The 23692-nt window shown below is 54.6% G+C and carries 16 protein-coding genes; 9 read left to right on the top strand and 7 right to left on the bottom strand.

Annotated elements, in window-relative coordinates:
* Positions 1 to 13 precede the first annotated feature (13 nt).
* A complete protein-coding gene (locus ACN0WX_RS02525; RefSeq protein ID WP_417620697.1) occupies positions 14 to 460 on the top strand; it encodes a hypothetical protein in 447 nt (148 codons plus the stop codon).
* Between the two features lie 8 nt (positions 461 to 468).
* On the opposite strand, the gene ACN0WX_RS02520 is transcribed toward ACN0WX_RS02525, so the two are convergent.
* From ACN0WX_RS02520 to ACN0WX_RS02510, 3 genes are all read right to left on the bottom strand, one after another.
* Entirely contained in the window at positions 469 to 1440 is a 972-nt protein-coding gene (locus tag ACN0WX_RS02520; protein WP_417620696.1) for an amidohydrolase family protein, read from the bottom strand.
* A 75-nt stretch (positions 1441 to 1515) separates the two neighbouring features.
* Positions 1516 to 4344, bottom strand: a complete 2829-nt coding sequence (locus ACN0WX_RS02515; RefSeq protein ID WP_417620695.1) for a TonB-dependent receptor plug domain-containing protein — start codon at positions 4342 to 4344, stop codon at positions 1516 to 1518.
* A gap of 518 nt (positions 4345 to 4862) precedes the next feature.
* A complete protein-coding gene (locus tag ACN0WX_RS02510) occupies positions 4863 to 7742 on the bottom strand; it encodes a TonB-dependent receptor plug domain-containing protein (protein WP_417620694.1) in 2880 nt (959 codons plus the stop codon).
* Positions 7743 to 8371: 629 nt separating this feature from the next.
* Here ACN0WX_RS02510 and ACN0WX_RS02505 point away from each other — a divergent pair.
* Positions 8372 to 9448, top strand: coding sequence for a hypothetical protein (locus ACN0WX_RS02505; RefSeq protein WP_417620693.1), 1077 nt, complete (start codon positions 8372 to 8374; stop codon positions 9446 to 9448).
* A gap of 52 nt (positions 9449 to 9500) precedes the next feature.
* On the opposite strand, the gene ACN0WX_RS02500 is transcribed toward ACN0WX_RS02505, so the two are convergent.
* On the bottom strand, positions 9501 to 10532 hold the full coding sequence (locus tag ACN0WX_RS02500; RefSeq protein ID WP_417620692.1) for a 5-methyltetrahydropteroyltriglutamate--homocysteine methyltransferase: 1032 nt from the start codon (positions 10530 to 10532) through the stop codon (positions 9501 to 9503).
* 260 nt (positions 10533 to 10792) lie between these two features.
* On the opposite strand from ACN0WX_RS02500, the gene ACN0WX_RS02495 reads away from it, so the two are divergent.
* The 4 genes from ACN0WX_RS02495 to ACN0WX_RS02480 all read left to right on the top strand — a co-directional run bounded on the left by ACN0WX_RS02495 (position 10793) and on the right by ACN0WX_RS02480 (position 15401).
* A complete protein-coding gene (locus ACN0WX_RS02495; protein WP_417620691.1) occupies positions 10793 to 11521 on the top strand; it encodes an SDR family oxidoreductase in 729 nt (242 codons plus the stop codon).
* 460 nt (positions 11522 to 11981) lie between these two features.
* A complete protein-coding gene (locus tag ACN0WX_RS02490) occupies positions 11982 to 14066 on the top strand; it encodes an acetate--CoA ligase family protein (RefSeq protein ID WP_417620690.1) in 2085 nt (694 codons plus the stop codon).
* Between the two features lie 46 nt (positions 14067 to 14112).
* Positions 14113 to 14955 (top strand): p-hydroxycinnamoyl CoA hydratase/lyase, encoded by an 843-nt coding sequence (locus tag ACN0WX_RS02485; RefSeq protein WP_417621191.1) that lies wholly within the window; start codon positions 14113 to 14115, stop codon positions 14953 to 14955.
* Positions 14956 to 15071: 116 nt separating this feature from the next.
* A complete protein-coding gene (locus ACN0WX_RS02480) occupies positions 15072 to 15401 on the top strand; it encodes a carboxymuconolactone decarboxylase family protein (RefSeq protein WP_417620689.1) in 330 nt (109 codons plus the stop codon).
* Between the two features lie 3 nt (positions 15402 to 15404).
* Here ACN0WX_RS02480 and ACN0WX_RS02475 read toward each other — a convergent pair whose 3' ends face one another.
* Genes ACN0WX_RS02475 through ACN0WX_RS02465 form a run of 3 tightly spaced genes read right to left on the bottom strand, consistent with a single transcriptional unit; the run spans position 15405 to position 19340 of the window.
* Positions 15405 to 16502, bottom strand: coding sequence for an acyl-CoA dehydrogenase family protein (locus ACN0WX_RS02475; RefSeq protein WP_417620688.1), 1098 nt, complete (start codon positions 16500 to 16502; stop codon positions 15405 to 15407).
* Positions 16499 to 17707 carry an acyl-CoA dehydrogenase family protein gene (locus ACN0WX_RS02470; RefSeq protein WP_417620687.1) on the bottom strand — a complete coding sequence of 403 codons (1209 nt, stop codon included), beginning with the start codon at positions 17705 to 17707 and terminating at the stop codon, positions 16499 to 16501. Before ACN0WX_RS02470 ends, ACN0WX_RS02475 begins: the two co-directional genes overlap by 4 nt.
* 7 nt (positions 17708 to 17714) lie before the next feature.
* Positions 17715 to 19340 (bottom strand): GMC family oxidoreductase, encoded by a 1626-nt coding sequence (locus tag ACN0WX_RS02465; protein WP_417620686.1) that lies wholly within the window; start codon positions 19338 to 19340, stop codon positions 17715 to 17717.
* 225 nt (positions 19341 to 19565) lie between these two features.
* On the opposite strand from ACN0WX_RS02465, the gene ACN0WX_RS02460 reads away from it, so the two are divergent.
* From ACN0WX_RS02460 to ACN0WX_RS02450, 3 genes are all read left to right on the top strand, one after another.
* Positions 19566 to 21074 (top strand): aldehyde dehydrogenase family protein, encoded by a 1509-nt coding sequence (locus ACN0WX_RS02460; RefSeq protein ID WP_417620685.1) that lies wholly within the window; start codon positions 19566 to 19568, stop codon positions 21072 to 21074.
* 176 nt (positions 21075 to 21250) lie between these two features.
* Entirely contained in the window at positions 21251 to 22471 is a 1221-nt protein-coding gene (locus ACN0WX_RS02455; protein ID WP_417620684.1) for an FAD-dependent monooxygenase, read from the top strand.
* 16 nt (positions 22472 to 22487) lie between these two features.
* Complete coding sequence (locus ACN0WX_RS02450; protein ID WP_417620683.1) at positions 22488 to 23684, top strand: alpha/beta hydrolase; 1197 nt, start codon at positions 22488 to 22490, stop codon at positions 23682 to 23684.
* Positions 23685 to 23692: the final 8 nt, after the last annotated feature.

The raw sequence follows: 23692 nt of genomic DNA, 5'->3' as shown, positions 1-23692 counted from the left end.
TGGAGTATTGGTCATGAATCGAAGAGAACGCGCAATCGCCACAGCAGAGCTAGAGATGGGTCTGGCGGATTTCTGGCACGATGTGGATACCAATTGGGGGCGGCATGCGGGCGAATATTATGCGCCTGAAGCCGTTTATAAATCCGGCAAGCTCAATCGTGAGGGGCGTGAAGCGATTCAAGAATTCTACAGCTGGCGAGAGGCGCGCGGCGCGCGTGTGGCAGTACACGGTTTCAGCAATTTTCGCGCGGAATTTGACGGGAAGGGCGGCGCGACCGCCAATTGGTATATGCTGCTATGGGCAGCCGATGGCGAAGCCCCGCTGGAAAGCACGGCCCCGACCCGGATCAGTCGTGCAACCGAGACTTTCCGCTGGGATGAGGGGGAAGAGCGATGGCTGTGCACGCGCCGCGAACTGGAAAATCTTTTCAAGGGCGGCCAACAATTGAATTTTAGCTGAGGCTTTATTTACTTGCGGCCTAATATGGCTTTGCCAGTGTCGTGCAGTACCTTGCGGCGTTCCACTGCGTTCAGCAGCTCGGTTGCTGTGCGGGCACGGTGCACCATATCGACAAACTCACCTTGCGTGTTGCCATAATCCGAACCCCACATCACCCGGTCTGCACCGAATATATCGATGACGTGACGCACAAATTGTGATGACGATAGTCCTTCGCGATCGAGATTATTGAGGTTGATGGTTGTCAGTTTGAAATAGACATTGTCGAGCGGCTGTAGTGCACGATGAGCTTCACTAATCCCATAGTCGGGTGCGCCCTTGAGGTCGGGCCAACCAATATGGTCGACTATGATTTTTACATTGGGAAAAGACCGGGCAAGGTGCTTGATATGTCCGAGCGCGGTCGTGGCCGTGCGCGCAGGTAGGGGCATCAGCTCGACAGCGATGCCGAGCCGGTTGGCCTCGGCCCATGTCGCGAGTGCTGTTTCCGAATTGAGCCACGGATAGCTGCCGTCCTCTGCCGCGAAGCCGGTCAAGCGCAGGCCGGTCACGCCATGCCGGGTAACCATGTCCCGTAATTTTGCCGGAGTTTCCGGGGCCGTTGCATCAAGGATTACAACCGCCGATATACGGTCGGGATACGCATCTGAACTGTCCAGCAGATAGCTGTTATCGGTTTTGTACGCGCTGCTATATTGTACGCCGGCACCGCCTGTTACTGCGCTGGCATCCCACAGGGCCAGTATATTCTCCGGTGTAGAAGGGTGGGATATGATGCGTTGGCGCAGGGCTTCGGCGCCTTCCTTGGCACCTTTACTATTGATCGGATAGCGCCCCGTATCATCGCTAAAGAAATGGGCATGTGTATCGAAAAGTGGTTGGGACGCATCATTCTGCATGGTCTGACATCCTGCTAGCAAGATTGCGAGGAAGGGCAGGCCGATATGGCTGGTCAGCTTGGTGCCTGATCTATGGATCATATCCTTGCCTGCGATACTCCGGTAAAAAAGGGGCGCTCGATCAAGAAGCGCCCCCCGAAACGAGAAAACTACTTATCAGAAGCGTTTCCTCACGCCGACCATGAAATTGCGGCCAACCTTGTCGTAATATTGGCCATTCACCGGGCCGTTGAGGATGATGTAGGGAGTCGGCGGTGGATCTTTGTCGAAGAGATTGTTGATCGCCCCGAAAAACTCGAAATCCTTCTCCTCACCCACGAAGAATTTGCCGAAGAGATTGAAATAGGTGACCGCCGGAACCGTATTGTCGTTGATCGTGTTGGTCGGCAGGGTGTTGTAAACGACATCCTGCTTGCCCTTGCTGATGAAAATTGTCTGCAAGGTCACTTGCCATTCATTGTTGCCCAGAGTCTGCGACAGATTGCCGCGGAAGGTGGGTATGGCTCCAAGATTGGCCCAGCCATTTTCTCCTGCGCGGTCAATCGGTGCAGCGCCTGTTCCTGAGTCTACATAGGCGTGAAAAATATAGGTGCCACTGGCAGCTATACTGTACCGGCCACCATCTCCCAGAAAATTGACATCGCTGCCATAATTTAATGTCATGTCGATGCCCTCTTGTTCGAAAGCGCCGACATTGAGCGAACCTGAGACCAGGCCGGTGTGGATACGGTCATTGGGATCAGCCGTGTTCGTGTCCGGGCCATAGCTGAACAGATCACAGAAAGACTGTTCGCCGCTGCTGCAGAGGCTCGCAATATTGACCGATGATAGGTTGGTGATCGCGTCCTTGATCTTGATGTGATAATAATCGACCGACAGACCGAGGCCATGCAGCGCGCCGCTGCCCTGATAAGCGAAACCGGCTGTGAACGTGTCCGCAAATTCCGCACCGGCATTGGGATTTCCTGCGCTGGTATTTTGCGGGATTACGGCGTTCTTGGTCACGCCATCCACCACCAGGGTAACATTGTTGGTGACATTGCTGCCCGGACTTGCCAGTTCGTTGATTGCAGGTGCGCGAATGTCACGCGATCGTGCAACACGGATGTTGAGACCATTTGTCGGCTCCCACACGCCGCCAAGCTTCCATGCCGTAAGCCCACCAGACGAGCTGTAATCTGCATAGCGGGCCGCTCCGTTGAGGCTCAATGATTCTGCAAAGGGAGTGTCTGTCAGCAAGGGCACCGTGGTTTCTATATAGGCTTCTTTGACGTTAAAGCTGCCGGAATAGGGCACGGCATTCCCGGCCGTAAGGAAGCCATTGGCGGATGCTACTGCATCTGCGGTCAGCTCCTGTGTTTCCTTGCGATATTCTCCACCAAAGGCGACAGAGACAGGGCCCGCCCCCGTCGAGAAGAGCTCGCCGACCAAGTTAAAGGCTGCTGTGACCTGATCATATTTTACCTTGGCTAGGCCTTCGCCCCAGATATATTCGTTGCTGGCAGCCGTCGAATTTCCCTCGCCAAAGAGATTTAAGGGAACGCACCCGGCAGCCGCGGGATCGCCGTCGGCCACAGCGCGGCAGACAATATTGCCATTGGCGACACCGTTGAGATAGAGGCCCTGATCGACGGCATCGATAGCGAAGTTCAGATTGGCTCGTACAGGGTTTCGGGTGGTCTCGGAGGCGTAATTATTAACGCCATAAGACATATGTGCATCCCATTTCCATACATCGCCCAATTTGCCCTCTAGCCCAGCGACGACATGGGGGGTCTCGTTGGTAATTCGGTAGATGTTGTTCGGAATATCATAGGCGATGCGGCTGATATCGAAGCTTGCTATATTTGCCGGAAGCAAAGCTTTTACATCATCCGGAAGGAACGCATTGTCCACCTGTATCGTCTGTCGCGAAAGGCGGATCGGAACACCGTCGAGCGTGCCAATAGACTTGGAAAAGCCACCTTCGATATAGCCGGTCAGCGTATCGGAAAAGTCATAATAAAGGCTGCCATAGGCTGTAAAGCGCTCTACCGCAGGGACAAGGTCTGTGCGCTTGATGATTGAAGCGCCCTCGCCGCCGATCATGGTCGAACCGCCAAAAATGGCCCCTTTGTCAAAAGGACGGAGCGACCCGTCGGGATTGAACGACATGCCGGTGAGGCCAGCGAGATTATTGACCGTAGAACCGGTTGTGGTTCTACCACTCAATATCACACCGGCTTGGCCCAGATTATTATGAACATTGGGTGCCAGAATGAAAGCCGTAAGGCCATTGGTTGCACGCTGGCCGTTGCTTACGATCATCCACTCTTCGCGGCCCCAGTCGCGGGTATAAATATCCGAAACACCATCATTTTTTGAGTAATCGAGGCTGAGTACGAACTTGCCGCTATCATTGTTGAAATTGGTCCCGCCGATGAAGCCGACACGCTGTGTGCGATAGTCGCCTTGCTGGGAAATACCCGACTGGGCAGTGATATTGATACCCTCATATTCCTTTTTCATGATGATGTTGACGACACCGGAAACCGCATCTGAACCATAAAGGGCTGATGCGCCGCCCGTCACGACATCGACCCGGTCGATCATCATCGTGGGAAACAGGTTTAGGTCGGTTGTCGTCGGGACGCCCAAATTGCTGGCCGGCGCGAACGGGACAACGCGTGACTGGTTGACCAGCACCAATGTACGCTGACCGCCCAGAGCGCGGAGATCGGCGGTTGCCTGTGCCGGGCTGGAGGTATTGGTGGCGTTGGCACCGGGTGAACGCGTGGCCTTGAATGCGGGGTTCTGATTGAGAACTTCCATCACAGTTGTAACGGCTTGCTTCTCAATAACTTCAGCGCTCACTATCTGTGTGGGAGTGGCCGCTTGGAGGCCATTTTGTGCCGTACGTGATGCCGTAACGACGATTTCATCGGTTGCTGTTTCATCAGTATCAACTGCAGGGTTTCCGTCTTGGGCGTTAGCTGCAGTCGTCATCAATGCAGCTGCTGTCATCGCAGTTGTAACCATTAATCGGCTGGAACGAATCCGTTTATGTTGATTGAATATGCAAGGCATTTCTCTCTCCTTTCCCTGAAACAGGTTCGGCCTAGTTGGTTGGCGCGATTTCCTGAGAATTATATGTCAGGCCGATCATCCGCCGGCCTTTAACCCTTCAAGTTTCACAATTGCATCCGCTTGACATGAGTTATGAAATAACGAATGACGATTGTTTATGACGAACATTTGTAAATAGACAAGACTAAAATTCAACCAAATTGCAAAAAAACGACGTTCCCGGGCGTGACTATCTGAAACGCGCAGAATCGCTGGAGATCGAAGGGTTGTAATTGTGTCCCCTATGCTTTCGTTTTTGCGTCATCGCTGCGCTGTCCGGGGCAGCACAGCGCAGGCGGAATGCGAATCAATAGATTCTCCGTAACCGCAGCTTTTTCAGACCCAAAAAAATGCGCCCCAAAAAAGGGGCGCAGAGTTTAACAGGATCGAATCTAAGCTTAGAAGTGAACCCTCGCACCCACCATATAGTTTCGGCCCACTTTGTCGTAATACTGGCCGTTTACCGGGGCGTTCAGGATGAAATAAGGGGTCGTCGGCGGATCCTTGTCGAGCAGATTGTTGACCGCCCAGAAGAGCTCAAACTTCTTTTCATCGCCAGCATAAAAGCGGCCGAAGAGATTAAAATAGGCCACTGCGGGCACGGAATTGTCGTTTGCTACGCCATTTTCATAGCGAACGTCCTGTATGCCCTTGCTGATGAAAATGGTTTGCAAGGTGGCATTCCATTTATCATTGCCCACTGTCTGGGACAGATTGCCACGGAAAGTCGGGATCGCGCCAAGCGTATAGGGATTATGTACTCCTGCTTGGTCAACGGCTGACGAACCGGGTGTGCCGGGGTCAACTTCGGAATGCAGTACGTAGGTGCCGCTGGCGCCGAGGCTGTAATAACCACCGTCTCCCAGGAAGTCTGCATCGGTCCGATAGTTAACCGTCATATCAATGCCCTCCTGTTTAAAGGCGCCGATATTGAGCGTTCCGGACACGAGAGCAATTGGCCTTTGCTCGCCCACATTGACCGGGTCGGGGCCGTATGTGAACTGGTCACAGAAGAAGGTATCACCTTCACCGCATAGCCCCGCCACAACCGCTGCTGTCAGGTTAGAGATCGCACCGTTGATCTTGATGCGGTAATAATCAACCGACAAGCCCAGTCCGGAGAGCGAATCCGTGCCTTTGAAAGCGAAGCCCGCGGTAAAGGTGTCGGCTTTTTCGGGATTGAGGTTGGGATTGCCCGCCGAAGAGTTTTGCGGGATCACATAAGTACGCGCGACCGGATTGCCGGGCACCTGCAATGTGATGGTAGAATTCACGTTGCTGCCAGGGCTGTTCAGTTCATTGATAGCAGGTGCGCGGATATCGCGCGAGCGGCTAACACGGATGTTCAGGCCTTCGACCGGCTCCCAAATACCACCGAGTTTCCAGGCAGTCTGGCCGCCTGCAGTGCTATAATCCGCATAGCGAATTGCGCCATTGAGGTCCAGGCGCTGGAACCCAGCCATGTCGGCCAGGACAGGCACTGTTGCTTCAATATAAGCTTCCTTGACGTTGAACTTGCCCTGATAAGGCACGCCATTACCGGAACCGAGATAACCATTCAGAGATGCTATCGGATCGGCAGTAAGATTTTGGGTTTCGCGACGATATTCGCCACCAACTGCAACTCTGACTGGCCCGGCTGGCAGTGTAAACACGTCACCGACGATATTCGCCGCCGCTGTGAACTGCGTATATTTCACATTGACGTCATTGGCCGCGAAGACATAGTCATATGCCGCCTGGCTGAAGTTGCTGTTGCCAAAGAAGTTCAGTGGCGCACAGCCCGCCGCAGCGGCACTGACCGCCGCATCAGAGCTGAGAGTGTCGCGGCAGACAATATTGCCATTTGCCGTGCCGGTCAGGAAAGCACCCTCATCAACGGCATCCAGCGCGCGGGCGAGATTTGCCCTGACCGGCAATTGCGTACCGCGCTGTTTGTAATAGTTGATACCATAGCTGGTATGGGCATCCCAGTTCCACGAACCGCCAATTTCCCCCTTCAAGCCTATCGTGCCATGCGGGGTTTCGTTGATGACGCGATATTGGTTAACGCCGAAGTCCGAGGCAAATTTGCTGATCCGAAGGTCCGTGCCTGCTGGTAAAAGCGCTCGTACAGCAGCAGGAATATAGGCGTTGTCATTTTTGATGAGCTGGCTGGTAAGCCGGATTGGCACGCCATTCAGTTCGCCGACAGTGCGCGCCCAGCCACCTTCAACATAGCCGGTCAGGCTATCGGAAAAATCATAATAGATGCTGCCATAAGCGGTAAAGCGTTCGACGGGGGGAACGAGGCTCGTGTCCTCGATCAGTGAGCGACCTTCACCACCGATCATCACGCGGCCAGCTGTAATGGTGCCGCGGTCGAATGGACGAATGGACTGACCGTCCGCTGTAAATGTCATATCAAGAAGGGCGGCCGGGCCACCCACGATGACGCCGCCCCGGCCGAGGGCGTTTACAACATTGCCGGCGAGGATTTGCGCAGGCAGCCCGTTGGTTGCCGACCCGGAATTGGGAACGATGAGTTCCTCCTTGCGTCCCCAGTCACGCGTATAGATGCTGCCGACGCCACTATTGTCGGAATAATCGAGGCTCAGTATAATATCGCCCCTGTCATCGCCAAAGCTTGTACCAGCGATTGCGCCTATGCGGAACGTACGATAGTCGCCTTGATCCGAAATGCCGCTTTGGGCTTTGATGTCGATGCCATCATGGCTTTTCTTCATGATCAGATTGACGACACCAGATATGGCGTCCGAACCGTAAAGCGCCGACGCGCCTCCAGTCACAACATCTATCCGTTCAATCATGTTGGTGGGGATAAGGTTGAGGTCGGTCGTGGTCGGCACACCCAGGTTGCTGGCCGGGGCGAACGGGACGACACGCGATCCATTGACAAGAACGAGCGTGCGCTGTCCACCAAGAGCGCGCAAATCGGCAGTTGCCTGGCCCGGGCTGGACACGTTGGTTGCGTTGGCCCCCGGAGAGCGAGTGGCTTTGAATGCAGGGTTCTGGTTCAGAACTTCCATGACCGTGGTTGCGGCCTGACGATCGATGACGTCGGCGCCGATGATCTGTGTTGGGGTTGGTGCGTCAAGACCATTTTGGGCGGTACGCGATGCAGTGACGACAATTTCCTCATTCGCTGCGTCACTGCGCTCCGTTGAGGCGTCTTGTGCTGTTGCTGGTGTGGCTGCGAACACGACAGCTGTCATTGCCGTTGTAGCCCAGAGCAGGTTAAGCCCCTCGATTGAGCATGTGTTTATAGTTCGTGACATTAGCTTCCCCCTCCCAGAATAATTTTGACGCGCCATTTTTGGCGTCGCCGTCGAACATTAATTTTATCGAGCCGAACAACTTGTTAACCGGGCATCAGATTGAACTTGCTCGGTCGCGGTTCCAACAAAATTCTGAAATAACGAATAGCAGTTGCTTATGACTAATATCAATAGCTATATGAAAAAAAATTGAAACCCACTAGAATCCCCCGAATTTATGGGCTTTATGATGGTATAAGAAGCGATCGTGCGGGCAATGATGAATGCATAACTGAGAAAATTTGTCGCTTGCGCACCTTTCATCTTGGAAACTTCTATCCCTATGCTCTCGTCCCTCAGGACCGATAATTTCTCACAACTTCTCGCTGTTCACCCTCTTGTTTCGCAAGCCATATTTCTTGGTCGAAGATAACATCTGATACATCAGTAGAAAGTGATGCAGGGAACAAGAGTAAGGGCCACGCGTGCAAGATCGGGCGCGCCGCTGTCCTATATTGGTGGACGCTCACGCCTGTCATTTCGAGAGGTGCTGGAAGCACATTCGTTAGGGAGGGAACGGCTATATCATAAGATAGGCTGACAATATAGTATTAGCCTGGCTTATAATTTGATTCGGATATGGAATCGTGATGACAGACAGGAGAATCTTGTTGCCGCAGTTAAAGGAAACGATAGATCGCAAACGCCTGCGCGGGATTTTGGGTGATGAGCTGGCTGGCTTTGCAGATATGATCCCCGATATGATGGCAATGGAGTTGCTGCGTGACGATAGGGGGTTCATCGCGGTGAACCAGCTTTCAAAATCGCTGCTCGATCGGTTGACGCCAGAAATGCGCGGATGGACCACGCCGGATGTCTTGCGAACGATCTACCCGGAGACGCGTTTTTCGAAGACCCGGATGCAGCCCATCGCCGGCGCGCTGGCGGCTGTAAGCTGCCGGGCGTTTCCGTCGACCAGCTATTACCCCTATGTGCCAGTGGAGCATATGGCGCAAGCGCGGTCGCAAGCACCACTGATCATCGCCGTTCATGGCTCGAGCCGGAATCCCAAGGATTTGCGTGATGCTTATGCCGGTTTCGCTGAAGAGCACGGCTGCTTCGTTTTGGCGCCTCTGTTTCCGCTCGATCTTGATACCGTGGTGCCGGACGAGGAATATAAGCAGTTGATCGGTGACACGCTGCGCTATGATCATGTGTTGTGGGCGATGGTCGATGAATTGTCTGCAGCAACCCAGACGCAATTCACGTCGATATTCCTGTTCGGTTTTTCGGGCGGTGCGCAATTCGCCCAGCGTCTGCTCTATCTTGATGCGTCTCGTATCACCGCTGTCTCTCTTGGAGCACCCAGCTATGTTACGCTGCCGGACCCCCAGCATGATTGGTGGACTGGCATGGGCGACTTTGAAGCGCGGTTCGGCCAGCCTGCTGATATGGAAGCGCTTCGTCGACTGCCAATTCAATTGCTATGTGGCGCGGAGGATAATCTGGATTTCGAAATATATAGCGCCGCCGAAATGGGGATGGATGAGAGGGCTTATGCTGCTTATGGCCGCAATCGGCAGCAGCGGATCATGAAGCTGCGCGATGCTTATGCGCATATCGGTGTGGACTGTGACTTTGCACTGGTTCCCTCTGCCGCGCATAGTTTCGGGCCGCTGCTTGAGGCCTCGAAACCCTTTTTCAGGCAGCATCTGGCCACAAGGTAGCGCGAGCTTTGCCTGTCCAAAACGCGCGCCGCCTAACCCTGCCTAGCGAGTCTCAAAGACTGTCGCGGACCAGTGCCGCGCCTTGCACCATGGCGCACATCTTGCCGAAGGCTATGTCGCGCGGAACATATTTGAAGCCGCAATCAGGCGCGACGATGATACGCTCTACGGCCACTTCCGTCATGGCCCGGCGGATATGCTCGGCCACTTGTTCCGGTGTCTCGATGGCGGGATCATTCAGGTCCAGAACACCGACCATGATGTGCTTGTTCTTGAGCGGTTTAAGCTCTTCCGGGTTGAGATTGGGCTGCGCGGTTTCGACCGACACCTGATCAATCTTCGTGCTCGCCAATTCTGCCAGATAATCATATCCTTTGGGCCGGTCGCCATGGATGATCGCGGCATAGCCGAAGCAGAGATGCAATGCTGTTACGCCATTAACACCAGCAAGCGCGCGGTCGATCACTTGCGGACCATAGCGCCGGGCTTTCTCTGCGCGTGCCTGGAGATAGGGCTCGTCAATCTGGACGATATCGGCACCTGCGGCAAACAGGTCGCGGATTTCTTCATTGACCGCTGCGGCATAATCAAGCGCCATCTCTTCTTCGCTCTCATAAAAGTCATTCTGGGCCTGTTGAGCCATGGTGAAAGGGCCAGGAACGGTGATCTTGATCTTCCGATCCGTATGCTTGCGCAAAAACTCGATATCACGGACCTGGACCGGGTATTTACGACGGATCTTGCCCGTGATGCGCGGTACAGGGTTGGGATGACCGCTACGGTCAAGCGCCGTGCCTGGATTGTCGAGGTCTACGCCTTCCAGCGCTGTGGCAAAGCGGTTGGAATAGCTTTCACGCCGCATCTCCCCGTCCGTGATGATATCGAGTCCGGCCTTTTCTTGCATATGGATTGCCATGATTGTGGCATCGTCCTGTGCTTCCTCAAGATATTCCGGCGCGGGGCGCCATAATTCCTCCGCCCGAACTCTGGGCGGGAAGCGACCCGCTAGTTTTGCGCGGTCGATCAGCCATTCCGGCATCGAATAAGAACCAACCAAAGTGGTGGGCAGCAGTTTCTCCATCATCCTTCTCCTGATTTCGCTATTATCAGCCAGGCGAATAATAGCGAGTAAGGCAAAGGCTGTCATGGTAAAAAGCTATACTGAGCGAGGCGCCGCCTTCGTTGGTGTATATCCACGGCGCGGATTGGCCGAATATTTATACAGACAAGGGTTCCGGGATTTGGTTATACGGCCGTGTGCTTATATAGAATGCGATTCGTAATAGCCGTATTGAGTTTCGGAATCACGTTGGAAGTCATATTTTTGGTGTAGGGGAATAAATAATGGGAGACCGGCTTTCAGGGCGCGTTGCGATAATAACCGGAGCGAGTTCGGGTATCGGCAAAGCAGTTGCGCACGCTTTCGCCGCCGAAGGTGCCAGCCTTATATTGGCTGCGCGCCGCCGTGAAAAACTGGATATGCTAGCCACTGAGTTGGGTGATGCCAATGTGCTGGTGCGCCCGACGGATGTTACCAGCGAAGAAGACGTGCAGGGGCTTTTCGCCGATGCAGAAGCTTTTGGGACGGTTGATCTGCTTGTGAATAATGCGGGTTCGACGACCCATGGTTCAGCAGTCGATATGCCGATTGAGGTTTGGCGTCAGACGATTGACCTTAATCTGACGGCGGCTTTTTTGTGCGCACGCGAAGCTATGAGACTCATGATCCCCCGTAACCGTGGTCGTATTATCAATATCGGGAGCATTTCGGCGCAGGCCCCCCGCAACAATGCAATTGCCTATACTGCCAGCAAATATGGAGTCGAGGGCCTGACACGTGGCCTTGCGCTAGAAGGACGCGAGCACGGTATTACAGTCTCTGTCATCCATCCCGGCTCGACCGTCAGTGAACTTGCCGGAAAGCCCGAGGACCATTCCAGAGTCGGGCCGACGACGATGGCCGGCGCGACTGTCGCTAGTGCAGTCGTTACGATGGCTGCGATGCCCGACGAAGCGAATCTGTTGACTGCGACCATTCTTCCTGTTGCTCAGCCCTATCTTGGACGCGGCTAGCAGCATAGCGCTCGGAATCTGCTTCGGCAGACTTTCTCGAAACAAACGATTGTAGCAACATGGCGCTGAACGCCATTGTGGGTGATTGTATAGAATCGCTTGTCATATTTCGGCGGCAATCGCGCAGTATCGCCGGGACTTTCAAATATAGGCTAACCCGGCAGTTTATATTATGCTCTTGTCCAGCCAGTCCCTATTGCGGATTGTGCCAACCGTGTTGCACCGTTGATCGGTAGGCGGCAACCTTTGGGCTAAGGCCTGTTTCCTTATCGGCCGCCGCTTCATAACCTACAGGTATCAATTGCCTAATCATAGACCCATATCGCGATCCTATCGTAAGAGTATAAAATAGGCATTGGACCTTTAATGCCTCCATGATGAACATAAGGCAGACCCGCAATCAAGCCGGGCGTTGGAGGGTGAATTGCAGAGACAACAGACTGATATCGACGCTGTCTCTATGGCCAAGCCTATATCTCGGATGTTGCGCCCCCGCTCGCTGGCTATTGCAGGCGCATCGCCGGATGCTGCAACAATGGGAGGTTCCATTCTCGCCAATTGCGAACGTTTTAAATTCCCGGGTCCGATTCATCTTATCAGCCCAACCCGATCGGATATAAATGGTCGGCCATGCATAAAGAGCATCGATGATATGCCCCATGGCGTTGATGCCATTATATTAAACATCCCCTATGCCGCCATATTGCCGTCTGTAGAAGCCTGTGCACGAAAAGGGGTCGGTTCGATTATCGTGTTTGCCTCCGGGTTCGCCGAAGCGGGGGAGGCAGGCAAAGAACAACAGGAAAAAATCGCCGCGATATGTCGCGAGGCAAATATGGCCTTATTGGGTCCAAACTGTCTGGGCTTCGTCAACTATCGGGATAATGTCGCACTAACCTTCGAGCCGGTCCAGCCCAAAGCCATGCAGGATCGCCGATCGGTTGCCGTGATTGCTCAAAGCGGGGCGACGGCATCCGGTATAAGGTCTGCCATGACCGGACGCGGCATCTCCGTATCGCTATCGGTGGCGACCGGCAATGAAGCGGTCATCTCGGCAAGCGATATCATTCGCTTTGTGATCGCCGAACGTGCGGCCGACGCCATTGCGCTCTATTCTGAACAGATCCACGATCCGGCCTCCTTCTTAGAAGCAGCGCGGATGGCTCGTGGTGCCGGTATCCCGATCATATTGATGCATCCGGGACGCAGCAAGCGCGGCCAGGAAGCAGCGCAATCCCACACCGGGTCGATGGTCGGCGACTATGCATTGATGCGTACAGCAGTGGAAAATGAAGCCGTCATCGCGGTCAACACTATGGACGAGTTATATGATGCGGCTGCATTGTTGCATCGATACCCCGCTCCCCCGCAAGGCGCATTGGGGGTTGTCACCAATTCAGGTGCCATACGCGGGATGACATTCGATTTTGCCGAAGATATTGGCTTGCCGCTTGCGGATATCAGCTCCGATACGCTTGCCAGCCTTGCCGCAATGTTACCCGATGGGATGGAGATCGACAATCCGATTGATGTCGGCACCACCGGTTTTGTCAACGCTGACATATTCGAAAAAGCTGCGACAGCCATGCTGGCGGACCCGAGTGTTGGCAGCGTATTGCTTCCTATGGCAGGCGGCGCCCCTGCCCAGCAGCGCGCTAAGGCAGGTGCAGTGATTCCCGTGGCGCTGGCATCGTCAAAACCGGTGGCTGTTGCAATCACCGGCGACGAGTCTCCACTCGATCCCGACTTCGTAGCAGCAATGCAGGAGAGCGAGACTCCGCTTTTCAGGTCATCGGAGCGCGCCATGAGAGCCTTTGCTGCTGTCGGAAAATATGCGCAAGCACTGGCTATTGTTAATGAGGATAAACCGCCAGCGGCGAAGCTCGAGGCTATGGGCAAAGCTGGCGTCAAAACCGAATATGAAGGCAAGGCTTTTCTCCGCAAGATCGGCATTGCTACGCCCGAGGGCGAGCTCGCGCACGATCTGCAGCAAGCCTCGGAAATTGCCCGGAGCATAGGGTTTCCGGTTGTGCTCAAGGTTCAGGCTGCCGCTCTCTCCCACAAAAGCGATATGGGCGGTGTTATCCTCAACCTCAAAGACGATGATGCATTGCGCGCTGGCTGGCAGCAACTCATGGCCAATATAGGCGATACACCAATAGACGGCGTTCTGGTCGAGCGCATGTCTAGGCCGGGTCTCGAAATGATTGTCGGCGCGCGGGATCATCCCGATTGGGGCCCGTCTATACTGGTCGGCCTTGGCGGTGTTCTCACCGAAGCATTGGCAGCCACTACGCTCCTGCCTGCTGATATTTCCCACGCCCGCGCGGTCGAGCGTATCATGACCTTGCGTGGCGCAAAGCTGCTTGGCCCTTTCCGTGGCAAACCCGCAAGGGATGTGAATGCTGTAGCCGATATCGTTATCAAACTGGGGGCCGCGATGCGCGCAGGTATCGGCATAGAAGAAATCGATATCAATCCGCTGATGGTCTTTGCAGAGGGTGATGGCGCAATCGCGCTCGATGCGCTGATCGTCACACGGTGATGCAACATATTACAAATAACAAGAACAGATAGGAAATAAGATGAGCATGACAGAGGAAAAACCTGTTCCTGGTGGCAATACCGTTTTGGTCAAATTTGAGGATGGGATCGCATGGGTTCATCTCAACCGACCGGAAAAGCGTAATGCCATGAGTGTCGAGCTGGCGCGGGAGATGAACTCCGTCCTTGACGCACTGGAGATTGATGATCGTTGCGGCGTGATTGTGCTGACCGGCAGTGGTGAAGCCTTTTCCGCCGGGATGGACCTTCAGGGCTTTTTCCGCTCCACGGACGCCATCACCGATGTCGAGCGACATCGCGCTTATCGGGAAACCCGAGCATGGCAATGGCGGACGCTTATGCATTATGCCAAGCCGACTATCGCCATGGTCAATGGCTGGTGCTTTGGCGGTGCCTTTACGCCGCTGATTTGCTGTGACCTTGCGATTACCGATGAAGATGCTGTCTTCGGCCTTTCGGAAATCAACTGGGGCATCATTCCCGGCGGCGTTGTGTCGAAAGCCATTTCCACATTGATGGGCGACCGGCAGGCGCTTTACTATGTGATGACCGGCGAAAAATTTGACGGCAGGCATGCCAGGGAACTTGGTCTGGTGAACGAGGCTGTACCCACGGCGCAGCTGAAAGAACGTACGCGCGAGCTGGCCAATATCCTGCTCGAAAAGAACCCGACCGTGCTGCGTCAGGCGCGTATGGCCTATAAATATGCGCGCGAGATGGACTGGGAGCTGGCCGCGGAATATCTGACTGCCAAAGGCGACCAGACAACATTTGTGGACGTAGAAAAAGGCCGCGATCAGGGCTTGAAGCAGTTTCTTGATGAAAAAACCTTCAAGCCGGGCCTTGGTAACTACGATCGCGACGGCTAGCCTTCTTTCAATTGAAATAGGACAAATCGCCGACGATCGGCATCCGTAACAGAAATTATTAGCCTGCAATGTTGATTCCGACAAAAACCGTGGTCTAACCCCGAGGAGAGTGCATTATGAAACGTCCCAGCGGCAAAAAAGGTGATGAGCTATCAGCCGTCGTACCTGGCCTGACCGAGATAACGGACCGCGTTCTCTATGGGGAGGTCTGGGAACGCGAAGGCCTCTCGAAGCGGGACCGTTCGCTCCTTACTGTAGCGGCATTGATGACAGCAAACCGTCATCAGCAACTGGAAGCGCATCTCGGGCTGGCGCTGAAAAATGGTCTTAGTGTCGAAGAGCTGGGCGAAGCGATGCTACACCTTGCCTTCTACGCCTCCTGGCCTGCATCCATTACAGCGTCACGGATGTTGCTCGACGTCGTCAACAAAGGCAAAGCAGAATAGCGATCAGTCGAGCGTGAGCCCTCCGCCGCGCTCGACTTCGCCCATATGATGATCCGTATCGCCAAAGATATTTTCGAGTACGGTTAGTCGCTGGAAATAACGCCCGGCGGCATATTCGCTCGCCAGTCCCATGCCACCATGCAACTGTATGGCCTCGCTCCCCACGAAATGTGAAGATCGATTGACCAGCGCCTTTGCCGCCGCAACCGCGACATGCCTGTCTGCCGCGGAGCCGGACATCATCGAGGCGGCGTGGATCATGATGGAGCGTGCCTGTTCTATTGAAACGAGCATGTCCGCTGCGCGATGCTGCAGCACCTGAAACGAACCGATTGCGACACCGAACTGTTTGCGCGTGCCAAGATACTCCACGGTAATTTCAAGAAGCTTTTCCATTGCTCCGACCATTTCAGCGCAGCATGCGAGAATGGCGCCATCCAGCACCTCTTCAAGCCGCGCCTGGTTGGAGGCGGGATCACCAATTTCTGCATCATAAGGAAGAGAGACCCGATCAAACTCTATATTGGCAGCAGTGCGGCCGTCTGGTGTGGGGAAAACGTCGGTTGCTACGCCATAAATGTTCGATGGCACGAGGAAGAGCCGCAAACCGTCAGTGGTCGTCACTGGGCAAATCAGCGTCGTCTCGCGATCTGCGTCCAGAACAGCGGTCTTTTTTCCCGTCAATATCCAGCGACCATCCAGACGCGCCGCGGAGCTATTGGGCGCGGACCAGCGATAGCGCTCGCCCGGTTCATAAAGACATAAAGCAAATCGCTGGTCGCCCGATAAAAGCGATGCCAGTGCGTACTCGGCAGTGCCGCCGCCCAATAGCTCCAGCAGGCGCCCTGCCATCAATACCGACTGCAGATAGGGCGCTGTTCCCAGTGTGCGGCCATAGGTTTCCATCACAATCATGATTTCTTCATACCCGCTGCCAAAACCGCCAACCCCTTCCGAGAACGGCAGCCCGATCAGGCCAAGCATATGATAGTCGCTCCAGATTGAGGCCACAGACGCGTCAATGTCTGCCTGATGAGTCTCGAATTGCTTGCCAACCGCGTCCGCGAGCATCGATTGCTCTTCACTCAGGTCAAAATTCATACTCGTCTTCCCAAACCGAGCACGGCCTTTGCCAATATGTTGCGCTGAATTTCGTTGGATCCACCGAAGATCGAATATTTGCGTGAGCTGAAATAAGCCGACAAAATCGCTGATTTTTCATCAAGCCCCTGATGCAGGTCTTCCCCTTCATGCTGCGCAGAAAATCCGGCAGTAAGGGCTTCGGGGCCAAGCGTATCCAATAATAATCCAGCGGCCGCCTGCAACAGTTCGCCTCCTTTGATCTTGAGGATGGATGTCTTGGGGTCCGGACCGTCAGACGGGCTGCGCGCGCTGGCGACAACGCGCATCTGGGTGAGCTGCAATGCCTTGAGTTCTATCTCGGTCCAGCTGAGGCGACGACGAAAATCAGGGTCATTGATAAGAGCCCCGCTTTCTCCTGATGCTTGCGATGCTATGGCCCTCACCCGGTCCAGTCGCCTGCCAGAAAAGCCGACATTGCCCATGGAAGTACGTTCCTGCCCCAAAAGATATTTGGCATAGTCCCAGCCGCGGCCTTCTTCGCCCACCAGATTGTCGACCGGCACCTCAACATTGTCGAAATAGACCTCGTTGACGTGATGATAGCCATCGATCGTCGGAATGGGGCGCACGGTGATTCCCGGGATGTTCATATCCATGAGCAAAAAGGAAATGCCCTGCTGGGGACGGTCCATCTGTGCCGAACGGACAAGGCAGAAAATCCAGTCCGCCTCATGCGCATATGTTGTCCATATCTTCTGTCCATTGACTCGATAGACCTTGCCATCCCTCACAGCGGAGGTCTTGAGTGAGGCCAGATCCGACCCTGCATCGGGTTCTGAAAAACCCTGGCAAAACCACAAATCGAGATTGGCAATGGCAGGCAGAAAGCGTCGCTTTTGTTCGTCAGATCCGAAGGCGGCAATGACCGGCCCGACCAGTGCTGTATTGAAAGCCAGCGGTTTTGGCACGGAATTGCGGTCAATTTCCTCAGCCAATATTGCGCGCTTGACGGCAGACCAGTCTCGTCCGCCCCATTCCACAGGCCAATGCGGTACGGCATAGCCCGCCTGGTTCAATATCTGCTGGGCTTCTATTTGCCATTCACGCGGCAAAGGCCGCTCTTCATAGACGGCCTTGCGAATATGGCCCGGCACATTGGCAAGCAGATAGGCACGGACTTCTTCGCGAAATGCCTTTTCATCATCGGTGAATTGTAATTCCATTTTGCAGCTAATTATCCGGCGACAACGGCGCATGCCCGCGAATCATGTCGGACGCTTTTTCCGCAAGCATGATGACCGCGGCATTGATGTTGGCACCCGGCACCGTAGGCATGACGGACGCATCGACCACGCGAAGTCCCCCAACCCCTCTCACCTTGAGCTCATTATCAACGACTGATGCGGGGTCATTGCCCATCCGGCATGTGCCTCCAGGATGCTGTGTAATTTTGAGATTATTGCGAATGAACTCGTTCAGGTCGGCATCGCTTTGAACCGCCGCTCCGGGTGCCAATTCCCCACGCACCATGCCGGCGAGCGGCTCTGCGGCAAATATCGACCGTGCAGCAGCCATGCCGCCGCGAATGTCTGCGAAGTCATTTGGCGTCGACAGCAGGTTCAGGTCTATGCGGGGTTTTGCGAACGGGTCAGACGAGCCAAGCTCTACTGTCCCCCTGCTTTCCGGGTGAAGCTGCATCACCATAACAGAAAATACATGCTGTTGTTTCTTGCTGGCGAGCGGAAACCATAGCTTGGCGTCCAGACGCACTGGCAAAAAAACAAGCTGAATATCCGGGCGTTCCAGTTCAGGGCGGGTACGCAACATCAATATTCCGCTGGTAATCTGGCTGGCAAATGCTCCCTTTCCCGCTATTGCCCATTGTGCAACAGATAAGGCGGCGCGGTCAAAGCGCAGGGCATTCAGGAATGTACTCTGCTCGCGCGCAGTGAAGCTCATATAGACCAACGGATGTTCGGAAAGATTCTGGCCCACATTGGTTGAATCAACGCGGACCGCCAATCCGTGTTTCCGTAAATGTTCAGCAGGGCCGATACCGGAGAGCATCAGAAGCTGGGGCGAGTTATATGCGCCACCGCTAAGTATCACTTCCTTGCGCGCCAGCGCCTGTTCTATCTGGCCACGGCGAATATATTCAACGCCAACAGCGCGACCATTTTCGATAAGGACGCGTGTCACTTGCGCACCGGACCTGACTTCAAGATTATGCCGTTTGAGTGCGGGGCGCAGATATGCATGCGACGTACTTGACCGGTGCCCCTTTTCATCGACCGTCACTTCACAGCGGGAAAAGCCCTCTTGCGTCTCTCCGCTCAGATCGTCGCTAAGGCCAAAGCCCGCGGCCTTGACCGAGTCCTTAATGGGGCCAGCCAGCAAGCGTTTGTCATCGACAGCTGAAACCGCCAGTGGGCCGCTGTCGCCATGATAGGGGCCAGCCCCCCGCCAGCTAGTTTCCATCCGCCGAAAATAGGGCAGTACATCGGCATAGCTCCACCCTTCGCAGCCCATCTGGCGCCAGCCGTCATAGTCGCTGGAATGGCCACGCATGTAAATCATGCCGTTGACGGAAGACGAGCCGCCTAACACCCGCCCCCGCGGGACGGGCAACGATCGGCCCGCGAGCTTCGGGTCAGCAACGCTTTCGTAACCCCAATCATAAGCTGGATTGGCTGCAGTCATCATGAAGCCAAGCGGCATTTTAAATAGCCAGCTACTATCTGCGGCACCCGCTTCCAGCAGCAACAGCTCGTCTGCGCCGTTTTCCGTCAGGCGGTTAGCGAGAACACAACCTGCTGAACCCGCTCCCACTACAATATAGTCAAATTCTAACGGCATCGACACACCGGCATCCCGATCTCTTACGCATAATCTCCACCGGGAAAATATAGATTCAAAAGTTCCGGCAACCCACTTTACAAACTCGAAGGTCGTTGTGCCATAGCAAATAGCATTCGACAAGAACTAATTAGTTCCGCTATGGCCATCCTGTTCAGGTCCCGCAAACTGATCTGATTCTCCCAGTCTAACGGACTGAACGCATAAGGATAATGAGGAGCGAATATGACGAAAACTGCAATGAAGGAAACGGCAGCCATACCTTCACTCGACAAGGCGCTGGCATTTGCGGGCAGGGCACATAAACTTTTCATTAGTGGCCACTGGGTCGAACCACTGGAAGAAGAAAGCTTCAGCACAGAGAATCCTGCCACAGGCAAGTCATTGGCGGTTGTAGCAAAGGCTACAGCCCCGGATGTTGATCGCGCCGTTGCCGCAGCAAGAGCTGCCATGAACGCCAGCGAATGGAGCGAGATGAAGCCCGCCGCTCGCGCAAAATTAATGTTCCGTCTTGCCGACGCGCTGGAAGCCAACATCGATGAATTTGCAGCGCTGGAATCTCTGGACAATGGCAAGCCGGTCCGCGACGCGCGTTATTTCGACCTGCCGCACGCCATCGAAACCATCCGTTACAATGCCGGCTGGGCAACCAAGCTGAACGGCGAATCTATTGCATTATCTGGCCCCGGCACATGGCATGCATATACGTTGCGAGAACCGGTCGGCGTAGTGGCGCAGATAGTCCCCTGGAACGCGCCCCTCGCAATGGCCGCTGCCAAAATTGCGCCTGCACTTGCTGCAGGCTGCGCCATCATCCTGAAGCCTGCAGAGGAAACGCCGCTGACTGCTTTGCGGCTCGCACATTTGATTGAGGAAGTCGGCTTTCCTGCAGGCGCTTTCAATCTGCTAACCGGATTTGGCGACACTGCCGGTGCTGCGCTGACGGCACATCCGGATGTCGACAAGGTTACTTTTACAGGTTCGACAGAAGTAGGCCGCCTTATTCTGAAAGCGGCGGCCGGAAACTTCAAGCGGGTTACGCTGGAACTGGGCGGCAAGACACCGGTCATCGTTATGCCTGATGCCAATGTCGCGCAAGCGATTGAAGGGGCCGCTCGCTCGATCTTCACCAATACCGGGCAAGTCTGCAATGCCGGTTCGCGCCTTTTTGTGCATCAAAGCCACTTTGATGAAGTCGTTGAAGGCGTGTCAAAAATCGCAAAATCTATCAAAATCGGTTCTGGTTTGGATAGCGACACGCAAATGGGGCCGGTTATTTCCCGCATTCAGCGGGATCGTGTCCGCGGTTATGTAAATAGCGGCGTACAGAGTGGTGCAATGCTTTACGCAGGCGGCGAGGAACTGGACCGCGAAGGATATTTCGTCTCGCCGACCATCCTGACCAATACCGACGCCAGTATGGCTGTCCGCCGTGAGGAGATTTTCGGTCCGGTTCTGTGCGCCATGTCTTTTGGTGATGACGAGCTGGACCAGATCGCCGCTAATGCCAATGCCAGCGATTATGGATTAGGAGCCATTATATGGACCAATAATCTGTCGGCCGCACATCTCCTTGCACGAAAATTGAAGGCGGGCACTGTGCGCGTCAACGGTGGTGGACTGGACCCCGCCTTGCCCTTCGGCGGTTTCAAGCAGTCGGGCTGGGGCCGTGAAAACGGCAGGGAGGGCATAGAAGCCTACACCGAAACGAAGGCTGTAGCTGTTGCTCTGTGAGAGTGGAGAGCCGGCCTGCAAAACCCCTATTCCCAATAATATCCTCTTGAAAGTGCAGCAATCCGATATTTCTGGCGCCAATTTTCGCCGAGCAAAATATATGTTATTGACGAACAACATTCGTCAAGAGTATATATTCGCTGCTTGGTGGAGCAAAAAATAGAAAGGCCTGAACCATGAAGAGCAAAGTGAGCATAGGGATTGTAGGCGGTGGTATCGGGGGTATGACTGCCGCGCTCGCTCTTTTGCGGCGAGGCTTCGAGGTTTCGGTATTTGAGCAAGCTCCGGAATTACAGGAAGTAGGTGCCGGCCTGCAGATCAGTCCAAATGGTGTTCGAATCCTTCATTCGCTTGGTCTGAGTTCTGAGCTGATGAAAATAGCGTTCGAACCACTCGGCAAAGAAATTCGCCTGTGGAATACCGGCGACACATGGAAGCTCTTTGACCTCGGCGCTGAATCCCTTGAGCGTTACGGATTTCCCTATGTCAATGTACATCGCAATGACCTGCACCAGATGCTGATCAAGGCTGTGCAAGAAGCATCACCCGACGCCATCCATCTCGATCATCGTTTTACCGCTGTTGAACGCAATGACAGCAAGGTCACTTTGGCCTTTGATGGTCGGCCTTCACAAACATTTGATGTCGTGATCGGCGCAGATGGCGTCCATTCCAAGATGCGCGAGCAGCTGTTCGGTTCCGGGCCGGTGAAATTTACCGGTATTGTCGCATGGCGAGGCGTCATTCCCATGGAACTGCTTCCTGAAGAGCTAAGAAAACCGGTTGGCGTAAACTGGGTCGGTCCTGGCGGGCATGTCATCCATTACCCCATCCGTCGTGGCGAACTGATGAATTTCACCAGCGTTGTCGAGCGTCAGGACTGGCAGGTCGAGTCATGGTCAACGGCAGGCACCAATGCGGAATTTCATGACGATTACCCCGGGTGGAATGAAGAGGTGCACGCCTATATCGAGGCCATTCCCCAACCCTTTAAATGGGCACTGCTCGCCCGCCCGCCCATGCAGCGCTGGGTCGAGGGGCGCATTGCGTTGCTCGGCGATGCATGCCACCCGTCCCTTCCGTTCCTGGCTCAGGGAGCCGTAATGGCATTGGAGGACGGTTGCATCCTCGCCCGCGCCTTTGAAGAATTTGATACGATCGACGAGGCCCTCGACCGTTACCAGAAAATACGGGTGCCGCGCGCAACCAAGGCTGTCGAAGGCGCCTATGCGAATACGAAGCGTTTCCACAATCCGGCATTGGCAGAGCCCGCAGGCGCTCAGGCTTATGTCGATGAGCAATGGCAGCCAGATCGTGTCGTCGAGCGCTATGAATGGCTGTTTCGTTATGATGCAACGAGCGTGTCGCTGACCGACGCCCCAACCCCTGTAGCCTGACCGCAAAAGGACGAAAATGCAGAATGCCTCCGACATGCCGAACGCCGAATGGACACGCACGCCGTTGATCCTTTCCTTTGCCGACAACCCCAAATTTACCGAAACATATGGGTTCGCGGGCAATTCGGGCAAAGTAAATCTGGAGGGGCAATTGCTGCGGGCTCCGGATTCCCAATCCAAGACGGTCTATGTTTTCATGCACCCGACGTCGGTGCTGCATCTTTTGCCAATGCCGACGGCGCTGGCAGATGCCGGGCTGGACATATTGTGCGCTGCCAGCCGCTATCCGCGTAACGATACCGCGCTTATATTCGAGAAGGTTGCAATCGACCTGGGCAAGTGGATAGCCTATGCGCGCAGGGAACTGGGCTATGAAAAGGTCATCTTGGTTGGCTGGTCCGGGGGTGGCTCGCTCTCGCTTTTCTATCAAGCACAAGCGGAAAATCCCAGCATCACTCATACACCAGCGGGCGATCCAATCGATCTTGTACAGGCGGGATTGCAACCGGCTGACGGCGTCATTTTCATTGCCGCTCATCTTTCTCGGGCAGAAACATTGACAGAATGGCTCGACCCCTCTGTGACCGATGAACTGGATCCGGACAACCGTGATCTCGAGTTTGATATCTACTCGCCAGACTGTCCCAACCAGCCGCCTTATAGCGCTGAATTTATTGTTCGTTTTCGCGAGGCGCAGCGCGCACGCAATCGGCGTATCACGGCATGGGCCGAAAGCGAGCTGGCACGGCTGGACGCTCTCAATACGCCTGAACGAGAACGCGCCTTTGTTGTTCATCGCACTATGTGCGATGTGCGCTGGCTTGATCCGGCTGTTGATCCGTCGGACCGCCGCGTTAACTGGACCTATATGGGCGAGCCGATGGCCGTGAACGTTGGGCCAGTAGGCTTGGCACGCTATACCACTCTTCGGTCCTGGCTGAGTCAATGGAGTTATGACAAGTCCAATGCCAAAGGCCCGATGAACGCCGCGCGTATCCATAAGACGCCCGTTTTACAAATCGAGAATACCGCCGATGAAGCGGTTCCTTCCACGCATAACCCAACAATATACGAAGCACTAGCAACGCCGGACAAAGAATATATTCAGCTGAAGGGTGCGACGCACTATTATCTAGAACAACCGGAACTCCTTGAACAATGCATCAGTTCAGTCATCGATTGGAGCCAGCGAAAACAACTGCTGGCTGAATGACCATGGCC

Source organism: Parasphingorhabdus sp., from assembly GCF_048269915.1.
GTDB lineage: Bacteria > Pseudomonadota > Alphaproteobacteria > Sphingomonadales > Sphingomonadaceae > Parasphingorhabdus.
The sequence above is the reverse complement of the archived record's forward strand: the minus strand, read 5'-3'. Positions and strand labels throughout refer to the sequence as shown.